Source organism: Actinokineospora inagensis DSM 44258 (assembly GCF_000482865.1).
Taxonomy (GTDB): domain Bacteria; phylum Actinomycetota; class Actinomycetes; order Mycobacteriales; family Pseudonocardiaceae; genus Actinokineospora; species Actinokineospora inagensis.
Genome location: NZ_AXWW01000025.1, coordinates 84,708 through 106,730, shown reverse-complemented (window position 1 = coordinate 106,730; position 22,023 = coordinate 84,708). Strand labels below are relative to the sequence as shown.

Genomic DNA, 22,023 nt, shown 5'->3' with positions numbered 1-22,023 from the left:
CTATCTGGACCCTGAGGACTGCTCCCCGACTCAGGGAACGACCGACTTCTCCTCGGCGAAGTGGCAGGCGCTGGGGTGGTTGCCGACCCTGGTGACCAACTCGGGCACCTCGGTCGCGCAGATGTCCCGCGCCTTCCAACAGCGGGTGCGGAACCGGCAACCGGACGGCGGGTCGACCGGGCTGGGGACATCGCCCTCCAGCCGGATCACCTGCCGCTGGTCGCGCAGCTCCGGATCGGGGACCGGTACGGCGGACAGCAGTGCTTGCGTGTACGGGTGGGTCGGGTGCTCGTAGATCTCCTCTTCCGTGCCGACCTCGACGATCTTGCCCAGGTACATCACGGCGACCCGGTCGGACAGGTGGCGCACCACCGACAGGTCGTGCGCGATGAACACATAGGACAGACCGAACTCGGTCTGCAGGTCGCCGAGCAGGTTCATCACCTGCGCCTGGATCGAGACGTCCAAAGCGGACACCGGCTCGTCGCAGACGATCACCTTGGGCCGCAGCGCGAGCGCGCGGGCGATGCCGATGCGCTGGCGCTGGCCGCCGGAGAACTGGTGCGGGTAGCGGTTGATGTGCTCGGGGTTGAGCCCGACCACATCCAGCAGCTCACGCACCTTCTGCGCCCGCGACCCCTTCGGCGCGACCTCCGGGTGGATCTCGAACGGCTCGCCGACGATGTCGCCGACGGTCATCCGCGGGTTGAGCGAGGTGTACGGGTCCTGCAGCACGATCTGGATGTCGCGGCGCAGCTTGCGCAGCTCCGAGCCCTTCATCGTGAGCATGTTCCGGCCCTCGAAGGTGGCCGACCCGCTGGTCGCGGGCTCCAGCCGCATCAGCACCTGGGCCAAAGTGGACTTCCCGCAGCCGGATTCGCCCACCACGCCGAGGGTTTCGCCGCGCTTGAGGTCGAACGAGACGCCGTCGACCGCGCGCACGTGGCCGACCACCCGCTTGAACAGCACGCCGACCCGCACCGGGAAGTGCTTGACCAAGTCGCGGACCTCGATGATGGTGTCACTCACCGTTGATCAACTCCTCGGCGAAGTGGCAGGCGCTGAGCCTGCCCGGGGCGGGGCGGTGCTGCGGCGGGACCTCGGCCTCGCAGATGTCCTGCGCGCGCGGGCACCGCGGGTGGAACGGGCAGCCGCTGGGGATGCGCAGCAGGCTCGGCGGCAGGCCCTTGATGGTGGTGAGCTCGGTGCCCTTGAGGTCGAGCCGGGGCAGCGAGTCGAGCAGGCCCCTGGTGTACGGGTGCCCTGGGCGGCGGTAGAGCGAGCGGGCGTCGGACTGCTCGACGATCCGCCCGGCGTACATGACCGCGATCCGGTCGGCGACCTCGGCGACGACACCGAGGTCGTGCGTGATCAGGATGAGGCCCATGTTCCGCTCGACCTGGATGTCCTTGAGCAGGTCCATGATCTGGGCCTGCACGGTGACGTCGAGCGCGGTGGTCGGCTCGTCGGCGATGAGCACCTCGGGGTCGAGCGCCAGCGACATGGCGATCATGGCGCGCTGGCGCATGCCGCCGGAGAACTCGTGCGGGTACTGCCGGACCCGGCCCGCCGGGTTGGGGATGCGGACCAGGTCGAGCAGTTCGACGGCGCGCTTGCGGGCGTCGCGCCGGGACATGCCCCGGCGCAGCCGCAGTTGCTCCTCGATCTGGAAGCCGACGGTGAAGACCGGGTTGAGCGCGGACAGGGCGTCCTGGAAGATCATCGCGATACCCGAGCCGCGCACCTCCCGCCGCCGCCTCGCCGAGACCTTGAGCAGGTCGACGCCGTGGTAGCGGACCGCGCCGCCGGTGATCACGCCCGGCGGCATGTCCAGGATGCCCATGATGGTCTGCGCGGTGACCGACTTGCCGGAACCCGACTCGCCGAGCACGGCCAGCGTCTCGCCCGCGTCCAGCCGGTAGCTGACGCCGTTGAGGACCTTGGCCACGCCGTCGCGGGTGCGGAACTCGACGAACAGGTCGTCGACCTCCAGCAGCGGCGCGCCGGGCACCCCGTCGACCGCCACCGAGTCCACTTCGGACTGTGTCGTTGCCATTGCGCTACCTCGCCTTGGGGTCGAGCGCCTCGCGCACGGCGTCGCCGAGCATGACGAAGGCGAGCACGGTCGCGGTCAGGAACGCGGCGGGGAACAGCAGGATGTGCGGGGCCACCCGGATCACGTCGCGCGAGTCGGAGATCATCACGCCCCAGGACACGACCGGGGCGCGCAGGCCGATGCCCAGGAAGGACAGCGTCGCCTCGGCGCCGATGAACGCGCCGAGCGCGATGGTCGCGTAGACCAGCACCGGCGCGATCGTGTTGGGCAGCAGGTGCCGCACCATGATCCGCGGGGTGCTGGCGCCCAGCGCGCGGGCGGCCTTGACGTAGTCCTGCTGCTTGGCCGCGATCGCCGCCGACCGCATGATCCGCATGCACACCGGCCAACTGAGCACCGAGATGGACAGCACGACCAGGACGATGATCTCGGTGGCGCTCGCGTCGCCGCTGCTGCGGAAGCTGGACAGGATCACGATCGCGCCCAGCACGAACGGCAGGCCGAAGAACACGTCGGCGACGCGCGACATCAGCCCGTCCAGCCAGCCGCCGTAGTACCCGGCCAGCAGCCCGAGGGTGGCCCCGATGAGCACCGTCAGCAGGGTCGCCGAGATGCCCACGATGATCGAGGCGCGGCTGCCGTAGATGGTGCGCGCGTACAGGTCGTAGCCCTGGTTGTCGTAGCCGAACCAGGCCTGCGCGGACGGTCCCTGCCTGCTGCGGGCCAGGTCGCCGTAGTTCGGGTCGACCGAGGTGAACAGGCTCGGCCAGATCGCCATCAGCAGCACCAGCGCGATCAGCAGGGCCGAGATGATGAACAGCGGGCGCCTGCGCAGGTCGTGCCAGGCGTCGGAGGCGAGGCTGCGGGGTTTGCCCGGGGCCTCGACGTGTTCGGCGGCGGTGACGAACTCGCCCGCCGCGGTGGTCACCGCGGCACCGGTGGCGGCGGTGCTCGGGTCAGTCATAGCGGATCCTTGGGTCGAGGACGGCGTAGAGCAGGTCCACCAACAGGTTCGACACGAGGTAGACCACCACCAGCAGCGTGACCACGCCGGTGACCGTCACCCCTTCCTTGCCGAGGATGCCCCGGTAGACCAGGCTGCCGATGCCCTTGATGTCGAAGATGCCCTCGGTGACGATGGCTCCGCCCATCAGGGCGCCCAGGTCGGTACCGAGGAACGTCACCACGGGGATGGCGGAGTTGCGCAGCAGGTGCACGCCGACCACGCGGCGCTGCGGCAGGCCCTTGGCGATCGCGGTGCGCACGTAGTCGGCGCGTTTGTTCTCCGCGATGGACGTGCGGGTCAGCCGGGTCACGTAGGCCATCGACAGGCTGCCGAGCACGAAGCCGGGCACGATCAGGTACTGCCACGGAGCAGGCGAGGCGGACACCGTGGTCTTGATCCACTTGAGTTCGAAGCCGAGGGTGATCTGCAGGACGAACCCGGTGACGAACACCGGCAGCGAGATCAGGAACAGCGTCGACACGAGCACCAGGTTGTCCAGGAAGCCGCGGCCGCGCAGTCCGGTGAGGACGCCCGCGGCGAGGCCGATCACCGCCTCGATGAGCAGGGCGACGACGGCGAGGCGGATGGTGTTCGGGTACGCGTCGCCGATCAGCTCGCCGACGTCGAGGCCGCGGAAGGTCTCGCCGAAGTCGCCGTGCAGCAGGTTGAGCATGTAGCGGCCGTACTGCACGATCAGCGGGTCGTCGAGGTGGAAGCGCGCGGTCATCTGCGCGATGTACTCGGGCGGGCAGGGCCGGTCGCCGCACTTCCCGGCGAACGGGTCGCCGGGCAGGCTCCAGACCAGCCAGTAGATCAGGAACGTTGTCCCGATGAACACCGGGACCAACTGTAGTAGGCGTCGGAGGACGTAGCGTCCCATCAGGGTCTCCCAACCTGACTCCGGGCCGGGGGCACGGGATCGCCGTGTCCCCGGCCCGGAGCGGAACCGGTGTGGACTACTTCTTCTTCACCGTCACGGTGGTCAGGTCCAGGTCCTTGAGCGAGCTGAGCCGCGCGTGGTCGATGCGGTCGGACCAGCCGAACTGGGAGGTCTGGTTCCACAGCGGGATGACCGGCATGTCGTCGTTGAGGACGCGCTCGGCCTCCTGGTAGAGCTTGTTGGCGTCCTCGACCTTCGGCGACGCGTCGGCCTGGGCGAGCAGCCCGTCGACCTTCGGGTTGCTGTAGAGGCCGTCGTTGGAGCTGGCGCCGGTCCGGTAGAGCTGGTTGAGGAAGTCCTCGATCGACGGGTAGTCGGCGATCCAGCCGGAGCGGAAGATGGCCTTCATCGAGTGCGCCGTGATCTGCTGGCGGGTCTCGCTGAAGGTCGGGATCGGCTCGTAGACGCAGTCGAGGCCCAGCGCGTTCTTGATGCTGTTGCAGGTGGCGGTCATCCAGTCCTTGTGGCCGCCGTCGGCGTTGGTGCTGAGCTTGATCTGGCCCTTGAAGCCGGACTTGGCCAGGTAGTCCTTGGCCTTGGCCGGGTCGTACTTGCACAGCTCGGGGCACTGGTTCTTGGCGTAGCCGGGAACCGCGGGGTTGACCCAGCCGTCGGCGGGGATGCGGGTGCCGTCGAAGATCTTGTCCACGATCTCCTGGCGGTTGATGGCCAGCGAGATGGCCTTGCGCAGGTCCGGGTTCTGGTAGGTCGGGTCGTAGAGCGGGAAGGTCAGGGTCTGGTTGCCCATGTACGGGGTGGACCCGTTGTGGCCCTCCAGGTCCTGCTTGTACTTGCCGCCGGTCAGGCCCGCGGGCGGGATGTTGTCCAGGAAGTCGAGGTCACCGCCGACGACGGCGTTGTAGGCCGCCTCGTTGGTCTCGTACATCTTGTACGTGAGGTCCTTGAACTTCGCCGGGTCGTCACCCTTGTAGTCGTCGTTGCGGGTGAGCTTGATCTCGGTGTTCGGCTTGCGCGAGACGAACTTGAACGGGCCGTTGCCGATCGGCTTGGCCTCGAAGCCCTTCTCATCGGCGAAGAACGAGTCCGGCAGCGGGAAGAACGGCGTGTAGCCGAGCTTGAGCTCGAACACCGAGAACGGCGCGTACAGGGTGACCTGGAAGGTCGTGTCGTCGACGACCTTGAGGCCGGAGAGCTTGTCCGCGGTGGGGGTCGGCGCCTTCTGCGGGCCGTCGCCGTCCGGGTCGGCCGGGTGCACGTCCTTGTAACCCTGCACCTGCTCGAAGAAGCTGGCGCCGAGCTGGGCGTTCGGGCCGTAGGTGGTGTAGTTCCAGGCGTCGACGAAGTTCTTCGCCTTGACCTCGGTGCCGTCGTGGAACTTCCAGCCGGACTTGATCTTGATCGTGTAGACCTTGGAGTCGGTCGTGTCGATCTTGTCGGCCATCGCGAACTTGGACTCGCCGGTGACCGGGTCGTACCTGGTCAGACCGGTGAACAGGGCGCGAACCACCTTGGTGCCACCCTGCTCCACGGTGTTGCCCGGGATCAGCGGGTTCTGCGGCTCCGTGGTGAACGCCGACAACGCGCCGTTCGGGTCGACACCGCCACCCGAACCGTCACCGCTGCTGCTGTCGTCGCCCCCGCCGGCGCATCCCGCGACCGTGAGCGCGAGTGTCAGCGGCAGCACCGAGGTCGCTATCCAGTGTGGTTTGCGCAGTGGTGTGCGCATGGGTCTCCTCCCAGGCTAGTTCGACGTGCTCGGGGCTTGGTGTGCCGACGGCAGTCGACGATCGCGGAGCGGAACCGTCCCCACTCCGAAAGTGAGTGAGAGTTAACCGGAGGGGTGAGTCCGCGGGCGATCAAGGACGTCACAAACGAGTCACAATCGGCGGTGATTCATCCATTTGGGGGATGACCTCTGCGGAGAGTGACCGCAAATCGAACAGTGGTCGGGTGCGAATTCGGGTCAGGACATTGTCATGCCTACCGCGATTTAGTCACTCGCGGTCAGCGGCCTTAGCGAGGGACAACGCTATCCCATCGAGAATGTCGTGCTCGCTCACCAGCAGGCTTGTGATCTCCGTCTCGCGGGCCAGCCGCCGGGCCAGCGCCCGCACGACCAGCGCGCCGCCACCGATCACGTCCACCCGGCCGGGGTGCATGGCCCCGATCGCGGCGCGGTCCCGGTGACCCAAGGTGAGCAGCCGGGAGGTGATCTCCTCCACCCCGGCCAGCGGGATCCGGCTCAGGTGGATCACCTCGGGGTCGTATTCCGGCAGGTCGAGGGCGATCGCGGCCAAGGTGGTGACGGTCCCCGCCACCCCCACCCAGGTGCGCGCCCTGGCCACCGGCACGGCCTCGAACGCGGCTTCCAGCACGGACGCGGCGATGGTGTCCGCGGCCGCGATCTCGGCCGCGGTGGGCGGGTCGGAGTGCAACGCGCGCTCGGTCAGCCGGACGCAACCGATGTCCACCGAACGGGCACCCTCGAACATGGGCCGCTTGCCGTCCCACCGGCCCAGGACCAGTTCGGTGGAACCGCCACCGATGTCGGTGACCAGGAACGGGCCGTCGTCCGGGTCGAGCTCGCCGACGGCACCGGTGAAGGACAGCCGAGCCTCCTCGTCGCCGCTGATGACCTCGGCGTCCACCCCCAGGACTTCCCTGGTCATGGTGAAGAAATCGGCCCGGTTCGCGGCGTCCCGGGTGGCCGAGGTGGCCACCATCCTGACCCGTTCCACGCCCTTGCGGCGCAGCACGGCGACGTAGTCGACGAGGGCGGCCCGGGTTCTGGTCAGGGCCGCCTCGGCCAGCACACCGGTGGCGTCCACGTCCTGGCCGAGTCGCACCACGCGCATCTCGCGGTGCACGTCGCGCAGCCCGACCACCCCGTCGAAACCGCTGGTCACCTCGGCCACCAGCAGCCGGATCGAGTTCGTGCCGCAGTCCACGGCGGCGACCCTGGTCATGGGGTGAGCCTATGCTTCACCCATTTAAAGGGTCTTCGCGCCCCTGGCGAACCCTACTTCCGACGGGTTGCCAGAACATTGTTCACTCTGCGTCCCCGGTCCCCCGCGTCCGGATATCGGGACGGCCGGGCGGCTAAAGGCAACTCCCCGGTAGCCGCGGAATGGTGTGACCAACCCCGGCGGAATTACCGTTTGCCAATTGCCGCGCCGCGGTGCGCCCACTCCCGATCGATCCGGGCGATCACGTCCCGGCCGTAGAGCCGGGCCGCCTGGTGGTAGGCGAACTCGGCCAGGTACGCGCGGAACCGGTCGGCGGGCTCCTCGATGTGCGCGACCATGGCCCGGTTCGCCGCCGCCGCGGGCGTGTCCAGTTCGCGCACCGCCGCCTCGATCGCCTCGGACATCCCCTCCGGGGGCACCACCTGGTCGCACACGAGGTCCGCCGCCGGGTCGGTGGCCGCGATCCGGCCACCGGAGAGCACCAGCCTGCGCGCCTGCCTGCCGCCCGCCATCCGGCCCAACCGGAACGGCGCCACCGCGGGCACCACCCCGTCCGGCACCGCGAAGTAGGCGTCCCGCTCGGCGATCACCCGGTCGCAGCCGAGCAGCGCCTCCAGGCAGCCACCGATGGCGAACGAGTCCACCGCGGCCACCCACGGCTTGCCCATCGTCGACGGCAGCCCGTGCACGATCTTGCTCGTGTAGCCCAGTTCCCTGCGGATCGCGAAGTCCACAAAGGACACTCGGCCGCGCTGCAGCAACCGCAGGTTCACCCCCGCGCTGAACACCCGCCTGCCCGCGTACCGCTCGTGCGTCATCACCCCGCCGCGCAGCACCCCGACGTGGATCCGGTCGTCGAGCAGCACCAGGTCGACCGCGGTCTCCAGGTCGTCGACGAACGCCTCGTCCTCCGCGTTGAGGCTGTCGGTGTTGTGCAGCGTGACGTGCCCGGCCGGGCCGCGGCGGCACACCCGGACCGAGCCGAGGTCCACCGCGCCCGACTCGGCGAACCCGGCGAGCAGGTCCAGCGCCCGCCCGGTCGGCTGCCGCATGGCCAACACCAGGTGCCCGCCCGCGGTCGGCGACCGCAGCACGGCGCGCAGGAAGATCCCCTGGTCGATCTCCCTGCCTTCCTTGTGCCCCTGGGTGTTCGCCCGCTCCTCGGCCAACTGCTCCTCCGTCGGCACCAGACCCGGCACCGCGATCGACGCGTCGGCCAGCAGCTCGGGCACCCGCACCAGCCGGGTCCGGTCCCCGGTCACCGCGTCGTACACGGCCTCGACGTGCAGGCGCAGGAATTCCTCGCGCACCCCGCGGCAGGCGGCGAACGCCCCGTCCGCCACCGCCTGCTCGGCCGCCGACCGCTGGGCCCGCCGGGGCAGGCCGACCAGCACGGCCTCGGTCTCCCCGGCGAACCCGGTCAACGCGGCGGCGTCCGCCGTGACGTCCCCGCTCAACACCGGCGGTGGCGACAACCGCGCCCAGCCCGGCACCGATCCACGCATGCTTCTCCCCCTACGGTGACTCCCCTTGCCCACCACGCATTCCCCCGGGCCGTTGAGTCCACAAGAGACAGTTGACGACCCGTGCGCGGGTGCGGAAGGACAATTGACCACTTCCGCTCGGGCACCCGAGCACAGCATGCGCACACGCCGAGCACGGTGTCAACCAGCCCTGCCCCTTTGGTCGCAGACTCGGCGAACCCGCCCGCGACACCTCCCACCAGCGCTATTCTGGTCGGCCGTGCCCAAGATCCTCGCCCTGGCACACCGTCGAATCCGACCACGCCGGATCGGTTCCCGCCGAACAACGCGAAACCGCGCCGGGGCAGTCCGCGAGACGACGACAGCCGCCCCACCCGGCGGGTGAAGCGGCTGTCGGTCGGATCGCTGTTACGGCGTCGGCGTCACCGTGGAGCCCGCGGCGCCGGTGGCCGACGCGGGCGCGGAGGTGGTCTCCGGGGCGCACGGGTCCGGGGTGCCCGCGGGCGTCGTCGTGGTCGTCGGCGTCGTCGATGCGGTGGGGCAGGTCGGCGCCGTGGTGGTGGTACTCGCGGGCGGGACCGTCGTGGTCGTCGTGCTGCTCGGCGGCGGGGTCGTGGTGACCACCGAGCTGGACGGCGCCTGCGTGGAGCTGCTCGGGTTCACCGCGGGCGGGCTGCTCGGGTTCTGCGGCGCGGTCACCCCCGGCACCGGCGGCGTCGTCGGCTGCGCGGTCGGCTCCAGCGGCGCGGGCAGGGCGACCTGCTCGGCCTGGTCGACCGGGGTGCTCGGCAGCGGGGTCACGCCCTTGGCGTACTGGTCGGCCAAGACCAGCACCAGCCGCACGTAGCTGTCGGAGTGGTTGTAGCGGAACACCGCCGCGGCGCGCTGCTGCGGGTTCGACACGTCGAGCCCGCCGGAGCACAGGTACTTCGCCGAGCCCAGCGCCGCGTCGAACACGTTGTTCGGGTCGGTCTGGCCGTCGCCGTTGCCGTCCGAGGCGTAGCCGCGCCAGGTGGACGGGATGAACTGCATCGGGCCGACCGCGCGGTCCCACCGGGCGTCACCGTCGTAGCGGCCGCCGTCGGTGTCGGCGATGGCGGCGAAACCGCCGCCGTTGAGCAGGGGACCGAGGATCGGGTGCGCGGTGGTGCCGTTCGCGTCGACCTGACCGCCGCGGGCGTGACCCGACTCGACCTTGCCGATCCCGGCCAGCAGCGGCCAGTCCAGGTGGCAGCCGGGGGTCGTCGTCGCCATCGTCTGCGCGGCGCGCATGTACGCCTGTAAGACCACCGCCGGGATGCCGCTGACCGGCGGTACGTCCAGCACCGGCCCGCCGTTGTCCTTGAGCAGTTGCGGTGACCCGGCCAGCGCTACGACCTGCTGGCCCAGCGCGGCGTTCTCCGGTGCCGAGCCGTCCGCGTTGACCTCGCCCGGATCGGTCAACCCGATCAGGCCGCCGCCCGCGTTGCCCGCCAGTGCCACGGCCGGGCTGCTCGCCCCGGCCAGGTCCACCGGCTCACCGGCCGCGACAGCGGGGATGAGCAGCAGCGCGCCCGCCGCGGCGACCGCCCCACGTCTGCTCTTGCGCTGCTGGCGGTGCTTGCCCGCCCGCCTGCCCCCGGTCGTCTTGGCGCTCACCCTGAAACCCGCCCCTCGCGTCGTCCGTGCGCCGGCCTCCGCCGACCTGCGTTCGCGTTATCGACCATCTACCCTGCCTCATCTCGGTGCCGGAGTCACCGCCAACCGGCGATGGCGGCCCAGAAGTCTCCATCCGCCGCCCGTTCGTCCGTCCGTTGTTCACCCTGGAGGGCACGTGTTGGTCCACTCGACCAGGACTGGGACGTAACGCGCAACGCCCCCGGTTGCCCCCGCCTTCGGGTTACCCTCCGGTAGTGACCGCCACCGAGCCCACCGCGCGCCGCATGGACCGCACCCACGAGGTGGTCAACCAATCACCACCGCTGCATCGCCTGAACCCGCTGTCTTGTGACCCCGCCCTGGTCAGCGCGGTGCGGGCGTTCGGGTCGACCGACGTGCTCGACTCGCTGACCGACCTCGCCGCCGAAGCCGGGTCGGACACCGCACGGCAGCACGGGCAACTGGCAAATACACACCCGCCGGTCTTGCACACACACGACCGCTACGGCAACCGCGTCGACGAGGTCGAGTACCACCCCTCGTGGCACTGGCTGATGTCCCGCGCCGTCGCGCACGGACTGCACGCCGCCCCGTGGTCACCCGACGCGGGCGTGCACGCGCACCTGCGGCGGGCGGCCGCGTTCACACTGTGGTCACAAGTGGAGGCGGGCCACGGCTGCCCGATCTCCATGACGTACGCCGCGATCCCCGCGCTGCGGCACAACCCCGAGGTCGCCGCCGTCTACGAACCAGGACTGCGCTCATCGGCCTACGACTTCGGTCTACGCCCGGCGGCGGCGAAAGCCGGCCTGCTGGCGGGCATGTCGATGACCGAGAAACAAGGCGGCTCCGACGTCCGCGCGAACACGACGACCGCCACCCCGTCCGGCGACGGCACGTACGCGCTGGTCGGCCACAAGTGGTTCACCTCGGCTCCGATGAACGACCTGTTCCTCACGCTGGCCCAGGCCCCGGGCGGCCTGAGCTGCTTCGCGCTGCCCCGGGTGCTCCCCGACGGCACCCTGAACGCGATCCGCCTGCAACGCCTCAAAGACAAGCTGGGCAACAAGTCCAACGCGTCCGCCGAACTGGAGTACACCGGAGCCACCGGCTGGCTGATCGGCGCGGAGGGCCGGGGGGTGCGGACCATCATCGAGATGGTCACCATGACCCGCCTCGACTGCGTCCTCGGCTCCACGTCGAACATCCGCGCCGCCCTGACCGAGGCCACCCACCACGCCGCCCACCGATCCGCCTTCGGCGCCCTCCTGCGCGACCAACCCGCGATGACGGCGGTACTCGCCGACCTCGCCATCGAATCGGACGCCGCCACCGTACTGGCGATGCACCTGGCATCCCTTGTGGACAGTGATTCACCACTCCTGCGCCTCGCCCTGCCCGCCGCGAAGTTCTACGTGTGCAAACGAGCGCCGCTCGTGGTGGCGGAAGCACTGGAGTGCCTGGGCGGGAACGGATACGTGGAAGAATCAGGAATGCCGCGGCTGTACCGGGAAGCGCCGCTGATGTCCATATGGGAGGGATCGGGAAACGTCACCGCCCTGGACACGCTGCGGGCCTTGGGCCGCGAACCGCTGAGCGTGGAAGCACTCTGGGGCGAGTTGGCCACCACTGCGGGGGCCGATACCCGGTTGGACGCGGGCGTGTCCCTGCTGCGATCGGAGATCACCGCGGCCACACCGGCGCGCGCCCGCCGGATCGCGGAACTGATCACCCTGTGCCTACAGGGAAGCCTGCTGATCCGGTATGCGCCAGAGGTGGCAGACGCCTTCCTCGCCACTCGCCTCACCGACCGCTCCGGCGTGCTGGGCGTCCTACCCGCCGAGGTCGACGCGGCCGCGCTGGTATCCCGGGTGACTCCCGCAGGCTAGCGGGCGGCCAGTACACCACCCGGCGGCGTTGCTCCTCGGGGTTGTCCACACGCTCCTTGCCTGTCCACAGGCCACGCTCGCGGCCCTTGACAAGCCGCCTTCAGCGATATCGTTGGGAATGGGCCCCCGGCCCCCGGGTGGGTGGGGCTCTGCCTGGACCCGGATCGAGCCGGAGTCAAGCGCGAGTTCGGGTGAACGAGCCGGATGACGGGTCGGCGAAACACGGCGGGGAGTGGAGCGAGGGAAGCGGTGCGAGGACGCGGAGTGAGCGCGGAACTGGCGGCGGGGTTGGGTTGGGGGCCAGGGCAGGCGAGGCCGAGCGGCCGGCGTTCGGATCTCAGGTAGGTAGCTGAAAACCGTAGGCAGGCTGGGGTTATCCACAAGGCACTGAGCAGTCCACAGCCGGCGGCCTGCGCCTCTTGACAGGTCGCTGATCGCGCTACCGTCAGGAATGGGCCCCCGGCCCCCGGGTGGGTGGGGCTCTGCCTGGACCAGGGTGGGTGTTTCGTCAAGTACCGGAACGGGGGGCGCTGGTCCAGCGTCGGGGGGATCGTCGGCGGGGGTGGTTGAGTGGCGGGGTCGCGTTGGGCGTCGACCGAAACTGGTGCGGGGGGTGGGGATCGGGTGGTGCAGTCCACAGAGGACTAGTCCACAGCGGCGCAGTCGCCGGTGGGCCAGGAGGTGAGCAGGGCCAACGCCTCGTCGCCGAAGGGGTTGTGGCCGGGGGTGGTGGCGAGGGAGTGGGCGACGAGGGCGTGCAGGCATTTGACGCGGCCGGGCATGCCGCCCGCGGTCACCTGGGTGCCGAGGGGGTCGAGTGCGTCGCGTTCGGCCAGGTAGGACTCGTGGGCGCGCTGGTATGCCTCAGCCAGGTCCGGGTCTGACGACAGGCGTTCGGTCATGTCCTTCATGACGCCCGTGGTCTCCAGAGTGGAGATGGCGGCGGCCAGGCGCGGGCAGGTCAGGTAGTACAGGGTGGGGAACGGGGTGCCGTCCTCCAGGCGCGGGTTGGTCTGCACGACCGCCGGGTGTCCACTCGGGCAGCGCGCGGCGATGGCGCGCAGCGCGCGCGGCTCGCGACCCAACTGCGTCGCGATCACGGCCCGGTCGTCGGCGGTCACCGGTTCGAGGGTCACCGGTGCGTCCCGGTGACCGTGTCCCACAGGCCCTCGTACCAGGCTTGTTGCGGGATGGGCTGTCCCGGGTTGGCGGCGCCCGCGCCGGTGGACGGGTTGGCGGGCAGTTCGACCATGTACGGGGTTTCTCCGGGCATCACGTACCGCAGTCTCTCGCGGGCCTGGGCGCGGACCTGCTCCGGGTCCGACAGCCGCTCCTTGCGCCGGTTGAGCTCGTCCACCTGCTGCCGCAGTTCCGCCTGCCGCTGCTCGTAGACCTGGATGTCCGACCGCTGCGACAGGTAGTTGCGCAGCGGCACCGCGACGCTCAGGGCGAGGGCGCACACCACCGTCGCCAGGACCGCGGCGCGGCGGGTGGTGGCCAGACCGAGGACCCCGCCGCGCTTCTTGCGGCGGGGCTGCGGTTGCGTGGACTGCTGCGCGGTGGCCGGGCGCGTGCGCCGCACCCGGGCCGGGCGGCGCGCGGTCGACTCGCGCCGACCCCGGCCGCCCCGTTCGGTGCCGCGCCCGACCATGCGGTCAGGACTCCGCGGTGAAGCGCGGGAAGGCGAGGTCGCCTGCGTAACGGGCGGCGTCGCCGAGGGTCTCCTCGATGCGCAGGAGCTGGTTGTACTTCGCGGTGCGCTCGCCGCGGGCCGGGGCGCCGGTCTTGATCTGGCCGACACCGGTGGCGACCGCGAGGTCGGCGATGGTGGTGTCCTCGGTCTCGCCGGAGCGGTGGCTCATCATGCTGCGGTAGCCGTAAGAGGTCGCCAGCGTCACCGCGTCCAGGGTCTCGGACAGCGTGCCGATCTGGTTGACCTTCACCAGCAGCGCGTTCGCGGCGCGGCGGGCGATGCCCTCCTCCAACCGGTCCGGGTTGGTGACGAACAGGTCGTCGCCGACCAACTGCACGCGCTCACCGGTCTCGGCGGTCAGCCGCACCCAGCCGTCCCAGTCGTCCTCGGCCAGCGGGTCCTCGATGGACACCAGCGGGTAGTCGTTGAGCAGCTCGGTGTAGTACGCGGTCAACTGCTCGGCACTCTTCTTGGCGCCCTCGAAGGTGTAGGCGCCGTCGGAGTAGAACTCGGTGGCGGCCACGTCCAGCGCCAGCGCGATGTCGCGGCCCGCCGTGTAGCCCGCCTTGTCGATGGCCTGCAGGATCAGGTCCAGCGCCTCGCGGTTGTTGCCCAGGCTCGGCGCGAACCCGCCCTCGTCACCCAGGCCGGTGGCCAGGCCCTTGGCCTTGAGCACCGACTTGAGCGAGTGGTACACCTCGGTGCCCCAGCGCAGCGCCTCGCGGAAGCTCTCCGCGCCGATCGGCGCGATCATGAACTCCTGGATGTCCACATCGGTGTCCGCGTGCGCGCCACCGTTGAGGATGTTGAGCATCGGCACCGGCAGCACGTGCGCGTTCGGGCCACCCAGGTAGCGGAACAGCTCCAGGCCGCTGGAGTCCGCCGCGGCCTTCGCCACCGCGAGCGACACGCCCAGGATCGCGTTGGCGCCCAACCGGGACTTGTCCGACGTGCCGTCCAGGTCGACCAGCTTCTGGTCCACGATCCGCTGGTCGACGGCGTCGACGCCCTGCAGCTCCGGGCCGATCTCGTCGAGCACCGCGGTGACGGCCTTCTCGACACCCTTGCCCAGGTACCGGCCGCTGTCGCCGTCGCGCAGCTCGACCGCCTCGTGCTCACCCGTGGACGCGCCCGACGGCACCGCGGCGCGGGCCAGCGTGCCGTCGTCGAGCGCGACCTCCACCTCGACCGTGGGGTTGCCCCGCGAGTCCAGGATCTCGCGCGCGCCGACCTGCTCGATCACAGCCACGTGGTGCTCCTCACAAAAGCGTCCGACCTACTCGTTGCTCGCCGCCGAGCCTAGCGGTGCCGGTCCACGCCCGGTGTCGAACACGACCGGGGGATGGCTCACACCGCGTCGCCGAGAAGTTCCACCGACCGCCGGATTCCGGGGTCGAGGAACCCCCCGCCACCGCGTAATGTTGATCTGACTATGACCCACGAGCCGGTCGACACCTTCGCCGCGTTCCGCCACGCCGAGTCACTGGTGGCGCGACGCAGGCCCCTGGACGCCCTCGCCGCGCTCGCCCCCGTCCTCGCCGCCGCACCGGACGCCCCCAGCGTGCACCTCCTGGCAGGCCGGGCCTACCTCAACTCGGCGCAGTTGCTCCGCGCGGAAGCGGCGTTCCAGCGGGTCCTGGAGCTCGACCCCACCGACCACTACGCCCGGTTCGCGCTGGGGAAAACCCTGCAGCGGCAGAGCAGGCTGCCCGAGGCCCAGACCCAGCTCCGGATGGCGGTGGCGATGAACCCGCTGCCGGAGTACCAGGAGGCGCTGGGCGAGGTGAACGCCAGGATGGCGGTCGAGGGCAACCGCTGAGCCCGGCGCCTGGTCTTTCGCCTGCGCGTGGTTCAGCCGAACGCGGGTTCCGGCCATCACCGGTGGTGTTCGGGCGGTTTCGGAGAAGATTGGTCCCGACCCCAGTCCCCCAGGCGGTTGACGGGAGAATGCGGAGGATGAGCATCCACGAAGAAGCGCAGCGGTTGAACGGCGTCGCCGACCGCGTACCCGTCAACGAGACCCAGCGGTTCCTCAGCGAACTGGGCAACATCGGCGCCGAGGTGTCGTCGATCCTGGGGAACACGTCGACCTCGGGGAACATCAGCAACCTGTTGCACCAAGCGGAGTCACACGCGGACGCGCTGAACCAAGCGCTGCAACAGGCGCGGGAGGCGATCCAGCAGGCGGCGCAACACCACCTCACCGGGGGCTGAGCTCGTTCGCCTTGCGGGCGTAGGCGGCGGCGCCGCTGTACACGGAGCGGGCGTACTCGTTCGACTGGTTGTAGGTCAGCACGGCCCGCCACCAGCCCGCCCCGGTGGACAGGTCGCCGCCGACAGCGCAGAGGTAGTTGGCGGCGGTCAACGCGGAGTCGTCGACGTTCTGCGGATCGGGGGCACGCCCGTCGTCGGCGGCGCGCAGCGACCAGCGGGACCAGGTGGCGGGCAGGAACTGCATCGACCCGACGGCCCGGTCCCACTGGGCGTCACCGTCGAGCGTGCCGCGGTCGGTGTCCGGGATCGCCTGGACGCCAGGGGACCCGTCCAGCGGAACCCCGATGATCGGCTTCGACAGGGTCCCGTCCTCACCGATGGTGGTACCGCTGTACCGCCCGTGGTGCGACTCGACCCGCCCAACCCCCGCGAGCGTCACCCACGACAGGTTGCACCCCGGGTCGCGCGTGCGGGTCTTCGCCTCGGCCTTCCCGTACGCGACGAGCGTCCGCACCGGAATGTCCGTCGCGTCCGACACCCGCCGCGCCCACCCGGCTAAGTCCGGCGGCACCGGCCCCGCCGCGGGCGGCACCTCCCCCGGGCTCACCGCGACATCCTCCACCGCGAACCGCGGCGCAGGCGGCGGCTGTTTCTCGTCGTCGAGCAACACCACGGTCCCCGCCGCCAACGACACCATCAACGCGGCCAGCACCAACCGCCCCACCACCCGCAACCCCCGCCTACGCGGCGGCGGCGGGGACTCGGGCTCCAGCAAGACGGCCAACGAGGACGCCTCGGGTGTCAGGTCAGCGGACACGCCCCCAAGGCTACGTGCTCACCACCGGTGCTCCGCCCAAACCACCCACCCCACCCCGAACCAAGGTCGCCGCTGACCAGCCAAAACGCCCCACCAAATCAATCCAACCCCACCCGGAGCGTTGCCCCCTGAACCACTCCCGCCCCCCCTTGGCCCGCCTGCCTCGAACCCCCACCCGCCCCACGACCGTGGCCAACCCCCACCCCTTGACAACCGCCGCCGCACCACACACCCTCCGGGCGGCCCCCACCCTCCCGGGGGGCGACCCCGGTGCCAGTCTACCGGCTTGGCCGGGGTGGGAACGGGGTCGTGGTCGGGGTGTGGGTGAGCTGTGGGGTTGTGGACAACTTGACCTGGGTGGCGGGTGGTGGTGGGAGCGGGTGGGCTGGAGGTGCACTCGGGCGGGGGCAGCGGAGTACTGCTGGGAGGCCGCGGTGATGAAGTCGGTGTGGGCTAGCACGCCATCCCCGAGGAGCACTGGGTGGCCCGCGCCCGGCTGGTGCGCTCCGGTTCCTCGGCTTCGGCCCGGTGCAGGACGGCACCTGGCCGGCTGCCCGCGACCGCGCCGACGAGGTCACCGGTCTGCTGGCCGGCCTGGGTGTCCGGCACCGGGTCCGGTCGGCCCGCGCCGAGCCCAGTGCCGCCGGTGCAGAGTTTCCTTGGAGGACGTCGCGGTAGGCGGTTCGAGTGGGTCGAGATGCGGGCGCGGGCAGACGAGGATGTGCCCTGGCGGATGTTCGCGGGCCGGGTGGGCTGACGGATGCGCTGAGCCGACGTGGATCCGCGAAGCCAGCTCAAAGTGACCCCGCTACGTCCGCCAAGCCAGCAAGAACCACCCGACAGCCCACTCGGAACCAACAAGGAAGCCCGACGACAGCCGCGCAACTGGCCAGGGTGATCTCGCGACGTGCGTGAAAGCCAGCGAGAACTACCAGACAACACGCGCCCAGCCAACCAGGGCGGCCGCGAAGTTGGCCAGACGACGGCATGCGCCGAGCCGACGAGAGTGCGCCGACGACATGCGCGGGGCAGGCGACAGCAGCCCGGTGACCGACGACAGATGGCCTGACGACACCAAGGGTCCGGCCGGAGCAACCCACGCCAAGCCGCAATCAATACGCCGCCCCAAAACGGGCTAGGGGCGGGTGGCCTGGAGGGCGTAGATCAGGGGGATGCGGGGCGCGTTGTCGGGGAGTGAGTACCAGCCGGTGGTGGGGGTCATGGTGGACCAGCGGGGCCAGGGGAGTTGTTCGGTTTCGCGGAGGCGGGTGATGCGCAGGCCCGCGGCGATCAGGGCGTTCACCACGTCCCCGATGCCGTGTTGCCATTCGTGGCTGGTGGTGGCCGTGGTCAGTGGGGGGCCGTCCGTGTAGGTGTGGGTGGCGTCTCGGGTGGTGGGGCCTCGGCCGGAGAGGTAGTCGTGGCGGAGGAGGAGGGTTTCGTCGCCGTCGGGGGGTGGGGTGGGGCTGAGGGCGTTGAGCAGGGGGTGGAACTCGACGATGTACACCTGCCCGCCGGGGCGGAGGAGGGTGTGGACCTCGGTGGCCCAGGCGGTCAGGTCGGGGATGTAGCAGAGGGCGCCTTTGCCGGTGTAGACGATGTCGAAGCGGGAGGCGCCGAGGGTGTCGGCGGCGGCGTGGACGTCGGCTTGCACGTACTCGACTTCCACCCCCTTCGACGCCGCCAGGGCTCGGGCGGCGCGCACCGATTCCCCGGAGATGTCGAGGCCGACCACCCGGGCACCCAGCGGCGGGAACGCGATGGTTTCGCTGCCCAGGTGGCATTGCAGGTGGACGAGGTCCTTGCCGGACAGGTCACCGAGGTCGTCCCACTCGAAGTCGGCGAACCAGGCGCGCGGGTCCCGACCGGGTAGGTCGTAGAAGGCGGACGCCGCGTGGATGGGGGTGCGGGCGTCCCAGTTGGCCTCGTTGGCGCGGATGCGGGCCGCGGTGTCGGTGTCGAAACCGCGGCCGGTCGATCCCGTGTCGATTCCCATGATCGCCATCCTGCCGGTCAGGTCAGCGGCGGCAGCGCGGGCGGGGTGGCGGCGGGCTTGGCGGCCAGCCGCTGCAGGGCGATCTCGATGGCGGTGTCCAGTTGCGGGTCGCGGCCCTCGGCGTGGTCCTGCGGCCGCATGACGACCTCGACGTCCGGGTCGACGCCGTGGTTCTCCATGCCCCAGCCGGTGTTCTCCATCCAGGTGGCGTACCGGGGCTGGGTGACCAGGGTGCCGTCGATGAGCCGGTACCGCATGTCGATGCCGACCACACCGCCCCAGGTGCGGGTGCCGACGACCGGGCCGATGCCCAGCGCCTTGATCGCGGCGTTGACGATGTCGCCGTCGGAGCCGGAGAACTCGTTGGCGACGGCGACGACCGGGCCGCGTGGGGCGTCGACCGGGTAGGTCTCCTGGTAGTAGCCGTCGCGGGCGCGGCCCCAGCCGACGATGCGGCGGCTCAGCTTCTCCACGACCAGTTGCGACAGGTGCCCGCCGCGGTTTTCCCGCAGGTCGACGACGACGGCGTCGCGGCGCATCTCCAGTCGCAGGTCGCGGTGGAACTGTGCCCACCCGTTGGCGACCATGTCCGGCACGTGCAGGTAGCCGACTTTGCCGTCGCTGATCTCGTGTGTGTGGGCACGCCTGTCGGCCACCCATGCCTGGTAGCGCAAGGGCATGTCGTCCAGTAGGGGCACTACGACAACACGCCGGGTTGTGCCGCCGCCCTTGGGTTCGACGGTCAGCTCCACCGGTGCGCCCGCCGTACCGACCAAGAGCGTCGACGGGCCGCGCACCGGGTCGACCGCGATCCCGTCGACCGCGACGATCGCGTCGCCCTCGCGCACGCCGACCCCGGGCGCGCGCAGCGGCGACCGGGCCTTCGGGTCGGAGCTCTCCCCCGGCACGATCGACGTGATCCGCCAGGCGCCGTCCGCGTCACGGGTGATGTCCGCGCCGAGCAGGCCCAGCCGCCGCCGGTGGTCCGCGCCGCCGCCCGACGGCATGACGTACGCGTGCGAGGTGCCGAGTTCGCCGTTCGTCTCCCACAGCAGGTCGACGAACTCGTCGTGCGAGCCGACCGCGTCGACCAGCGGGCGGTACGTGTCGAGCACGCCCTTCCAGTCCACCCCGTTCATGTCCGCGCGCCAGAACAGGTCCCGCATGAGCCTGCCCGCCTCGTCGAACGCCTGCCGCCACTCGGCGGCCGGGTCGACCCGCACCCGGACCCGGCCGAGGTCGACGCCGATGTTGTCCTCGGAGTGGTCGTCCGAGTCGGCCTTGCGGTCGGCGGGCAGCACCCGCAGCGACCGGCCGTCCCGGACCACGATCCGGTTGCCGTCGCCGCTCGACCACACCTGGTCCAGCCCGTCGACCAGGGTGTCGACCTTGAGCTTGGCCAGGTCGTAGCGCTCCAGCACGGACCGCGGCGCGACCGAGCCCGAGTCGTCGAGGTCGTCGCCGAGTGACCCGGTCAGCGGGTCGCGCAGCCAGGCCACCCCGCCCTTGACCGCGATCAGCCCGGAGTAGCGGGCCGCGGGGACCGGGAAGGCGACGACGCGGTCCGCGATGCCCTCCAGGTCAACGGAAGTACGCGGGGTCTTGTTGTCGGTGTCCTTGTCGTCCTTGTCCTCGGCGTCGCCGAAACCGCGGCCCTCGCGCACCGGCGCGAACGGTGACGGGGTGAGCGCGGCCAACGGAACCAGGTAGGGCCTGCTGCCGTTGGCGAACGACAGGTCGAACACGTGCACGTCGTAGATCGGGTCGAAGCTGCGCGACGACAGGAACGCGATGTGCTTGCCGTCCAACGTGAACGCCGGGTCCGAGTCGACGAACCGCAGCGGTGTCACGTCCACCACGGTCAGGCTCGTCGTGTTCACCATCTTGATGTGCCGCAACGGGTCCGGGCCGGGGTGCGACCAGGCCAGCCACGCCGAGTCCGGCGAGAAGGTGATCCCGGTCGGGTCCGACTCGGTGGCCTTGGTGACCTCCTTGACCTCGCCGTCGTCCACGTCGACCAGCAGCAGCCGACCGTCGTGGGTGACCGCGGCGACCCGCCTGCCGTCCGGGGACGCCGCGAGTTCGAGCACCCGGCCGAGTTCCCCGGTGGCGACCCGACGCGGGCTCACCCCCGGCTCGCGGCCCTCGGCAGGCGCGAACTCCAACGCGTCCTCGCCGTCGGCGTCGGTGACCCACACGACCAGGCCGGTCGTGCCGAGCACCCGCGGCAGCCGCGCGCGAACCCCCGGTTCGACGGTGAGGGCGCGCACCGGTCCGTCCCGGTGGGTCACCCAGTGCACGGTGCCGCGCACCTCGACCGCGCTGGCCCGACCGGTGCGATCCGGCCCCAGGTCGCCGATGTGGCGGCCCGCCGTCACCGGGTACACCTGCCGCGACCCGCGCGGACCGCCCAACCGGACGTCGAGGCGGCGCGGCTGGGCGTCGAGACCGTCGAGCAGCCACAGCTCGCCCGCCCGGTGGTAGACGACCCGGGTGCCGTCGGTGGTGGCGTTGCGCGCGTAGAAACCGCTGTGCTCGCTGTGCTTGCGCACGTCCTGCCCGTTGACGTCGGCGGAGTACACGTTGCCGACCCCCTCGTGGTCGGACAGGAACACGACCCGGTCGCCCACCCACAGCGGACAGACCAGGTGTCCGTCCACATCGGACAGTATGCGGCGGAAGTCGCCGGTACCGCCCGGGTCGACCCACACCTTGCCCGCGGTGCCGCCCCGGTACCGCTTCCACCACGCGGGCTCCCGGGAGATCGCCGACCCCACCGCGACCCCACCGGTTGGCGACAGGTCCAGCGACGCCAACGGCCCGTACGGCAGCGCCTCGGCGGGCGACCCGTCCAGCGGCACGGCGTACGCCCAGGTCGCCCGGATCGACGACCGGCCGACCGACGACCGCGCGGTCACCCGCCCGTCCGCCGTCCACCCGGCCACCGCCGTGTCGACCGACCCCCAGTACGTCAGCCGCTCGCTGGGGCCGCCCGCCACCGGGGCCACCCGCACCTCGGGCTCCACGTCCAGGTCACTCGTCCACGCGATCAGCGCGCCGTCCGGGGAGAACCGGGGGTTGGCCACCGGCACCTGGTCGGCCGACAGGCGCCACGCCCGTCCGCCGTCCACCGGTGCCAGCCACACATCGTCCTCGGCGACGAAGGTGATCAGATCCGCGTGCAGGTGGGGAAATCTGAGATAGGCGTCGGTCACCCTGCCAAGTTAGCCACTGACCGGCGGTGCTGCTGCCGGTTTCACCGGCTATCCCCCACCTGTCCGCCCGACTGTCGTAGCGCCCGTCAACCACCCCGCCCGACCGCCTGCCGTCAGCGACTTCCCAACCGGCGACCGTCCACCGACA

18 protein-coding genes are annotated in these 22,023 nt (G+C 70.8%); 4 read left to right on the top strand and 14 right to left on the bottom strand.

What is annotated here, in order from left to right; all coding sequences use genetic code 11:
* Positions 1–30: 30 nt before the first annotated feature.
* The 8 genes from H504_RS0110845 to H504_RS34425 all read right to left on the bottom strand — a co-directional run bounded on the left by H504_RS0110845 (position 31) and on the right by H504_RS34425 (position 10,051).
* Complete coding sequence (locus tag H504_RS0110845) at positions 31–1,029, bottom strand: ABC transporter ATP-binding protein (protein WP_026422794.1); 999 nt, start codon at positions 1,027–1,029, stop codon at positions 31–33.
* Positions 1,022–2,056 (bottom strand): ABC transporter ATP-binding protein, encoded by a 1,035-nt coding sequence (locus H504_RS0110840; protein ID WP_051385715.1) that lies wholly within the window; start codon positions 2,054–2,056, stop codon positions 1,022–1,024. Before H504_RS0110840 ends, H504_RS0110845 begins: the two co-directional genes overlap by 8 nt.
* A gap of 4 nt (positions 2,057–2,060) precedes the next feature.
* Positions 2,061–3,020, bottom strand: a complete 960-nt coding sequence (locus H504_RS0110835) for an ABC transporter permease (RefSeq protein WP_026422792.1) — start codon at positions 3,018–3,020, stop codon at positions 2,061–2,063.
* On the bottom strand, positions 3,013–3,942 hold the full coding sequence (locus H504_RS0110830; protein WP_026422791.1) for an ABC transporter permease: 930 nt from the start codon (positions 3,940–3,942) through the stop codon (positions 3,013–3,015). The genes H504_RS0110835 and H504_RS0110830 overlap by 8 nt, the downstream gene beginning before the upstream one ends.
* Positions 3,943–4,018: 76 nt before the next feature.
* Positions 4,019–5,689: a peptide ABC transporter substrate-binding protein gene (locus H504_RS0110825; RefSeq protein ID WP_051385714.1), complete on the bottom strand. Its 1,671-nt coding sequence runs from the start codon at positions 5,687–5,689 to the stop codon at positions 4,019–4,021.
* Positions 5,690–5,957: 268 nt separating this feature from the next.
* Positions 5,958–6,929: a Ppx/GppA phosphatase family protein gene (locus tag H504_RS0110820; RefSeq protein WP_026422789.1), complete on the bottom strand. Its 972-nt coding sequence runs from the start codon at positions 6,927–6,929 to the stop codon at positions 5,958–5,960.
* A gap of 185 nt (positions 6,930–7,114) precedes the next feature.
* A complete protein-coding gene (locus tag H504_RS0110815; RefSeq protein ID WP_051385713.1) occupies positions 7,115–8,434 on the bottom strand; it encodes an enoyl-CoA hydratase/isomerase family protein in 1,320 nt (439 codons plus the stop codon).
* A 387-nt stretch (positions 8,435–8,821) separates the two neighbouring features.
* Complete coding sequence (locus tag H504_RS34425) at positions 8,822–10,051, bottom strand: lytic transglycosylase domain-containing protein (RefSeq protein WP_051385712.1); 1,230 nt, start codon at positions 10,049–10,051, stop codon at positions 8,822–8,824.
* Between the two features lie 284 nt (positions 10,052–10,335).
* Here H504_RS34425 and H504_RS0110805 point away from each other — a divergent pair, with 284 nt between their 5' ends.
* Positions 10,336–11,940 carry an acyl-CoA dehydrogenase family protein gene (locus H504_RS0110805; RefSeq protein ID WP_026422787.1) on the top strand — a complete coding sequence of 535 codons (1,605 nt, stop codon included), beginning with the start codon at positions 10,336–10,338 and terminating at the stop codon, positions 11,938–11,940.
* 644 nt (positions 11,941–12,584) lie between these two features.
* On the opposite strand, the gene H504_RS0110800 is transcribed toward H504_RS0110805, so the two are convergent.
* From H504_RS0110800 to eno, 3 genes are read right to left on the bottom strand one after another with little or no spacing between them, the layout of a single operon-like run.
* Complete coding sequence (locus tag H504_RS0110800; protein ID WP_026422786.1) at positions 12,585–13,076, bottom strand: DUF501 domain-containing protein; 492 nt, start codon at positions 13,074–13,076, stop codon at positions 12,585–12,587.
* Positions 13,073–13,591: an FtsB family cell division protein gene (locus tag H504_RS34420; RefSeq protein WP_026422785.1), complete on the bottom strand. Its 519-nt coding sequence runs from the start codon at positions 13,589–13,591 to the stop codon at positions 13,073–13,075. Before H504_RS34420 ends, H504_RS0110800 begins: the two co-directional genes overlap by 4 nt.
* A gap of 4 nt (positions 13,592–13,595) precedes the next feature.
* Entirely contained in the window at positions 13,596–14,882 is a 1,287-nt protein-coding gene (gene eno, locus H504_RS0110790) for a phosphopyruvate hydratase (RefSeq protein WP_026422784.1), read from the bottom strand.
* Between the two features lie 183 nt (positions 14,883–15,065).
* Here eno and H504_RS0110785 point away from each other — a divergent pair, with 183 nt between their 5' ends.
* Complete coding sequence (locus tag H504_RS0110785; RefSeq protein WP_026422783.1) at positions 15,066–15,452, top strand: tetratricopeptide repeat protein; 387 nt, start codon at positions 15,066–15,068, stop codon at positions 15,450–15,452.
* Between the two features lie 137 nt (positions 15,453–15,589).
* Positions 15,590–15,847 (top strand): hypothetical protein, encoded by a 258-nt coding sequence (locus H504_RS34415; protein WP_035303946.1) that lies wholly within the window; start codon positions 15,590–15,592, stop codon positions 15,845–15,847.
* On the opposite strand, the gene H504_RS0110775 is transcribed toward H504_RS34415, so the two are convergent.
* On the bottom strand, positions 15,834–16,664 hold the full coding sequence (locus tag H504_RS0110775; protein ID WP_245614176.1) for a lytic transglycosylase domain-containing protein: 831 nt from the start codon (positions 16,662–16,664) through the stop codon (positions 15,834–15,836). The two genes, H504_RS34415 and H504_RS0110775, sit on opposite strands and share 14 nt — an antisense overlap.
* Positions 16,665–17,192: 528 nt before the next feature.
* Here H504_RS0110775 and H504_RS43865 point away from each other — a divergent pair.
* Positions 17,193–17,342 (top strand): hypothetical protein, encoded by a 150-nt coding sequence (locus H504_RS43865; protein ID WP_342668768.1) that lies wholly within the window; start codon positions 17,193–17,195, stop codon positions 17,340–17,342.
* A 457-nt stretch (positions 17,343–17,799) separates the two neighbouring features.
* On the opposite strand, the gene H504_RS0110765 is transcribed toward H504_RS43865, so the two are convergent.
* Both H504_RS0110765 and H504_RS0110760 read right to left on the bottom strand, forming a co-directional pair.
* Positions 17,800–18,660 carry a class I SAM-dependent methyltransferase gene (locus H504_RS0110765; protein ID WP_051385710.1) on the bottom strand — a complete coding sequence of 287 codons (861 nt, stop codon included), beginning with the start codon at positions 18,658–18,660 and terminating at the stop codon, positions 17,800–17,802.
* Positions 18,661–18,677: 17 nt separating this feature from the next.
* Positions 18,678–21,875, bottom strand: a complete 3,198-nt coding sequence (locus tag H504_RS0110760; RefSeq protein WP_026422780.1) for a S41 family peptidase — start codon at positions 21,873–21,875, stop codon at positions 18,678–18,680.
* Positions 21,876–22,023: the final 148 nt, after the last annotated feature.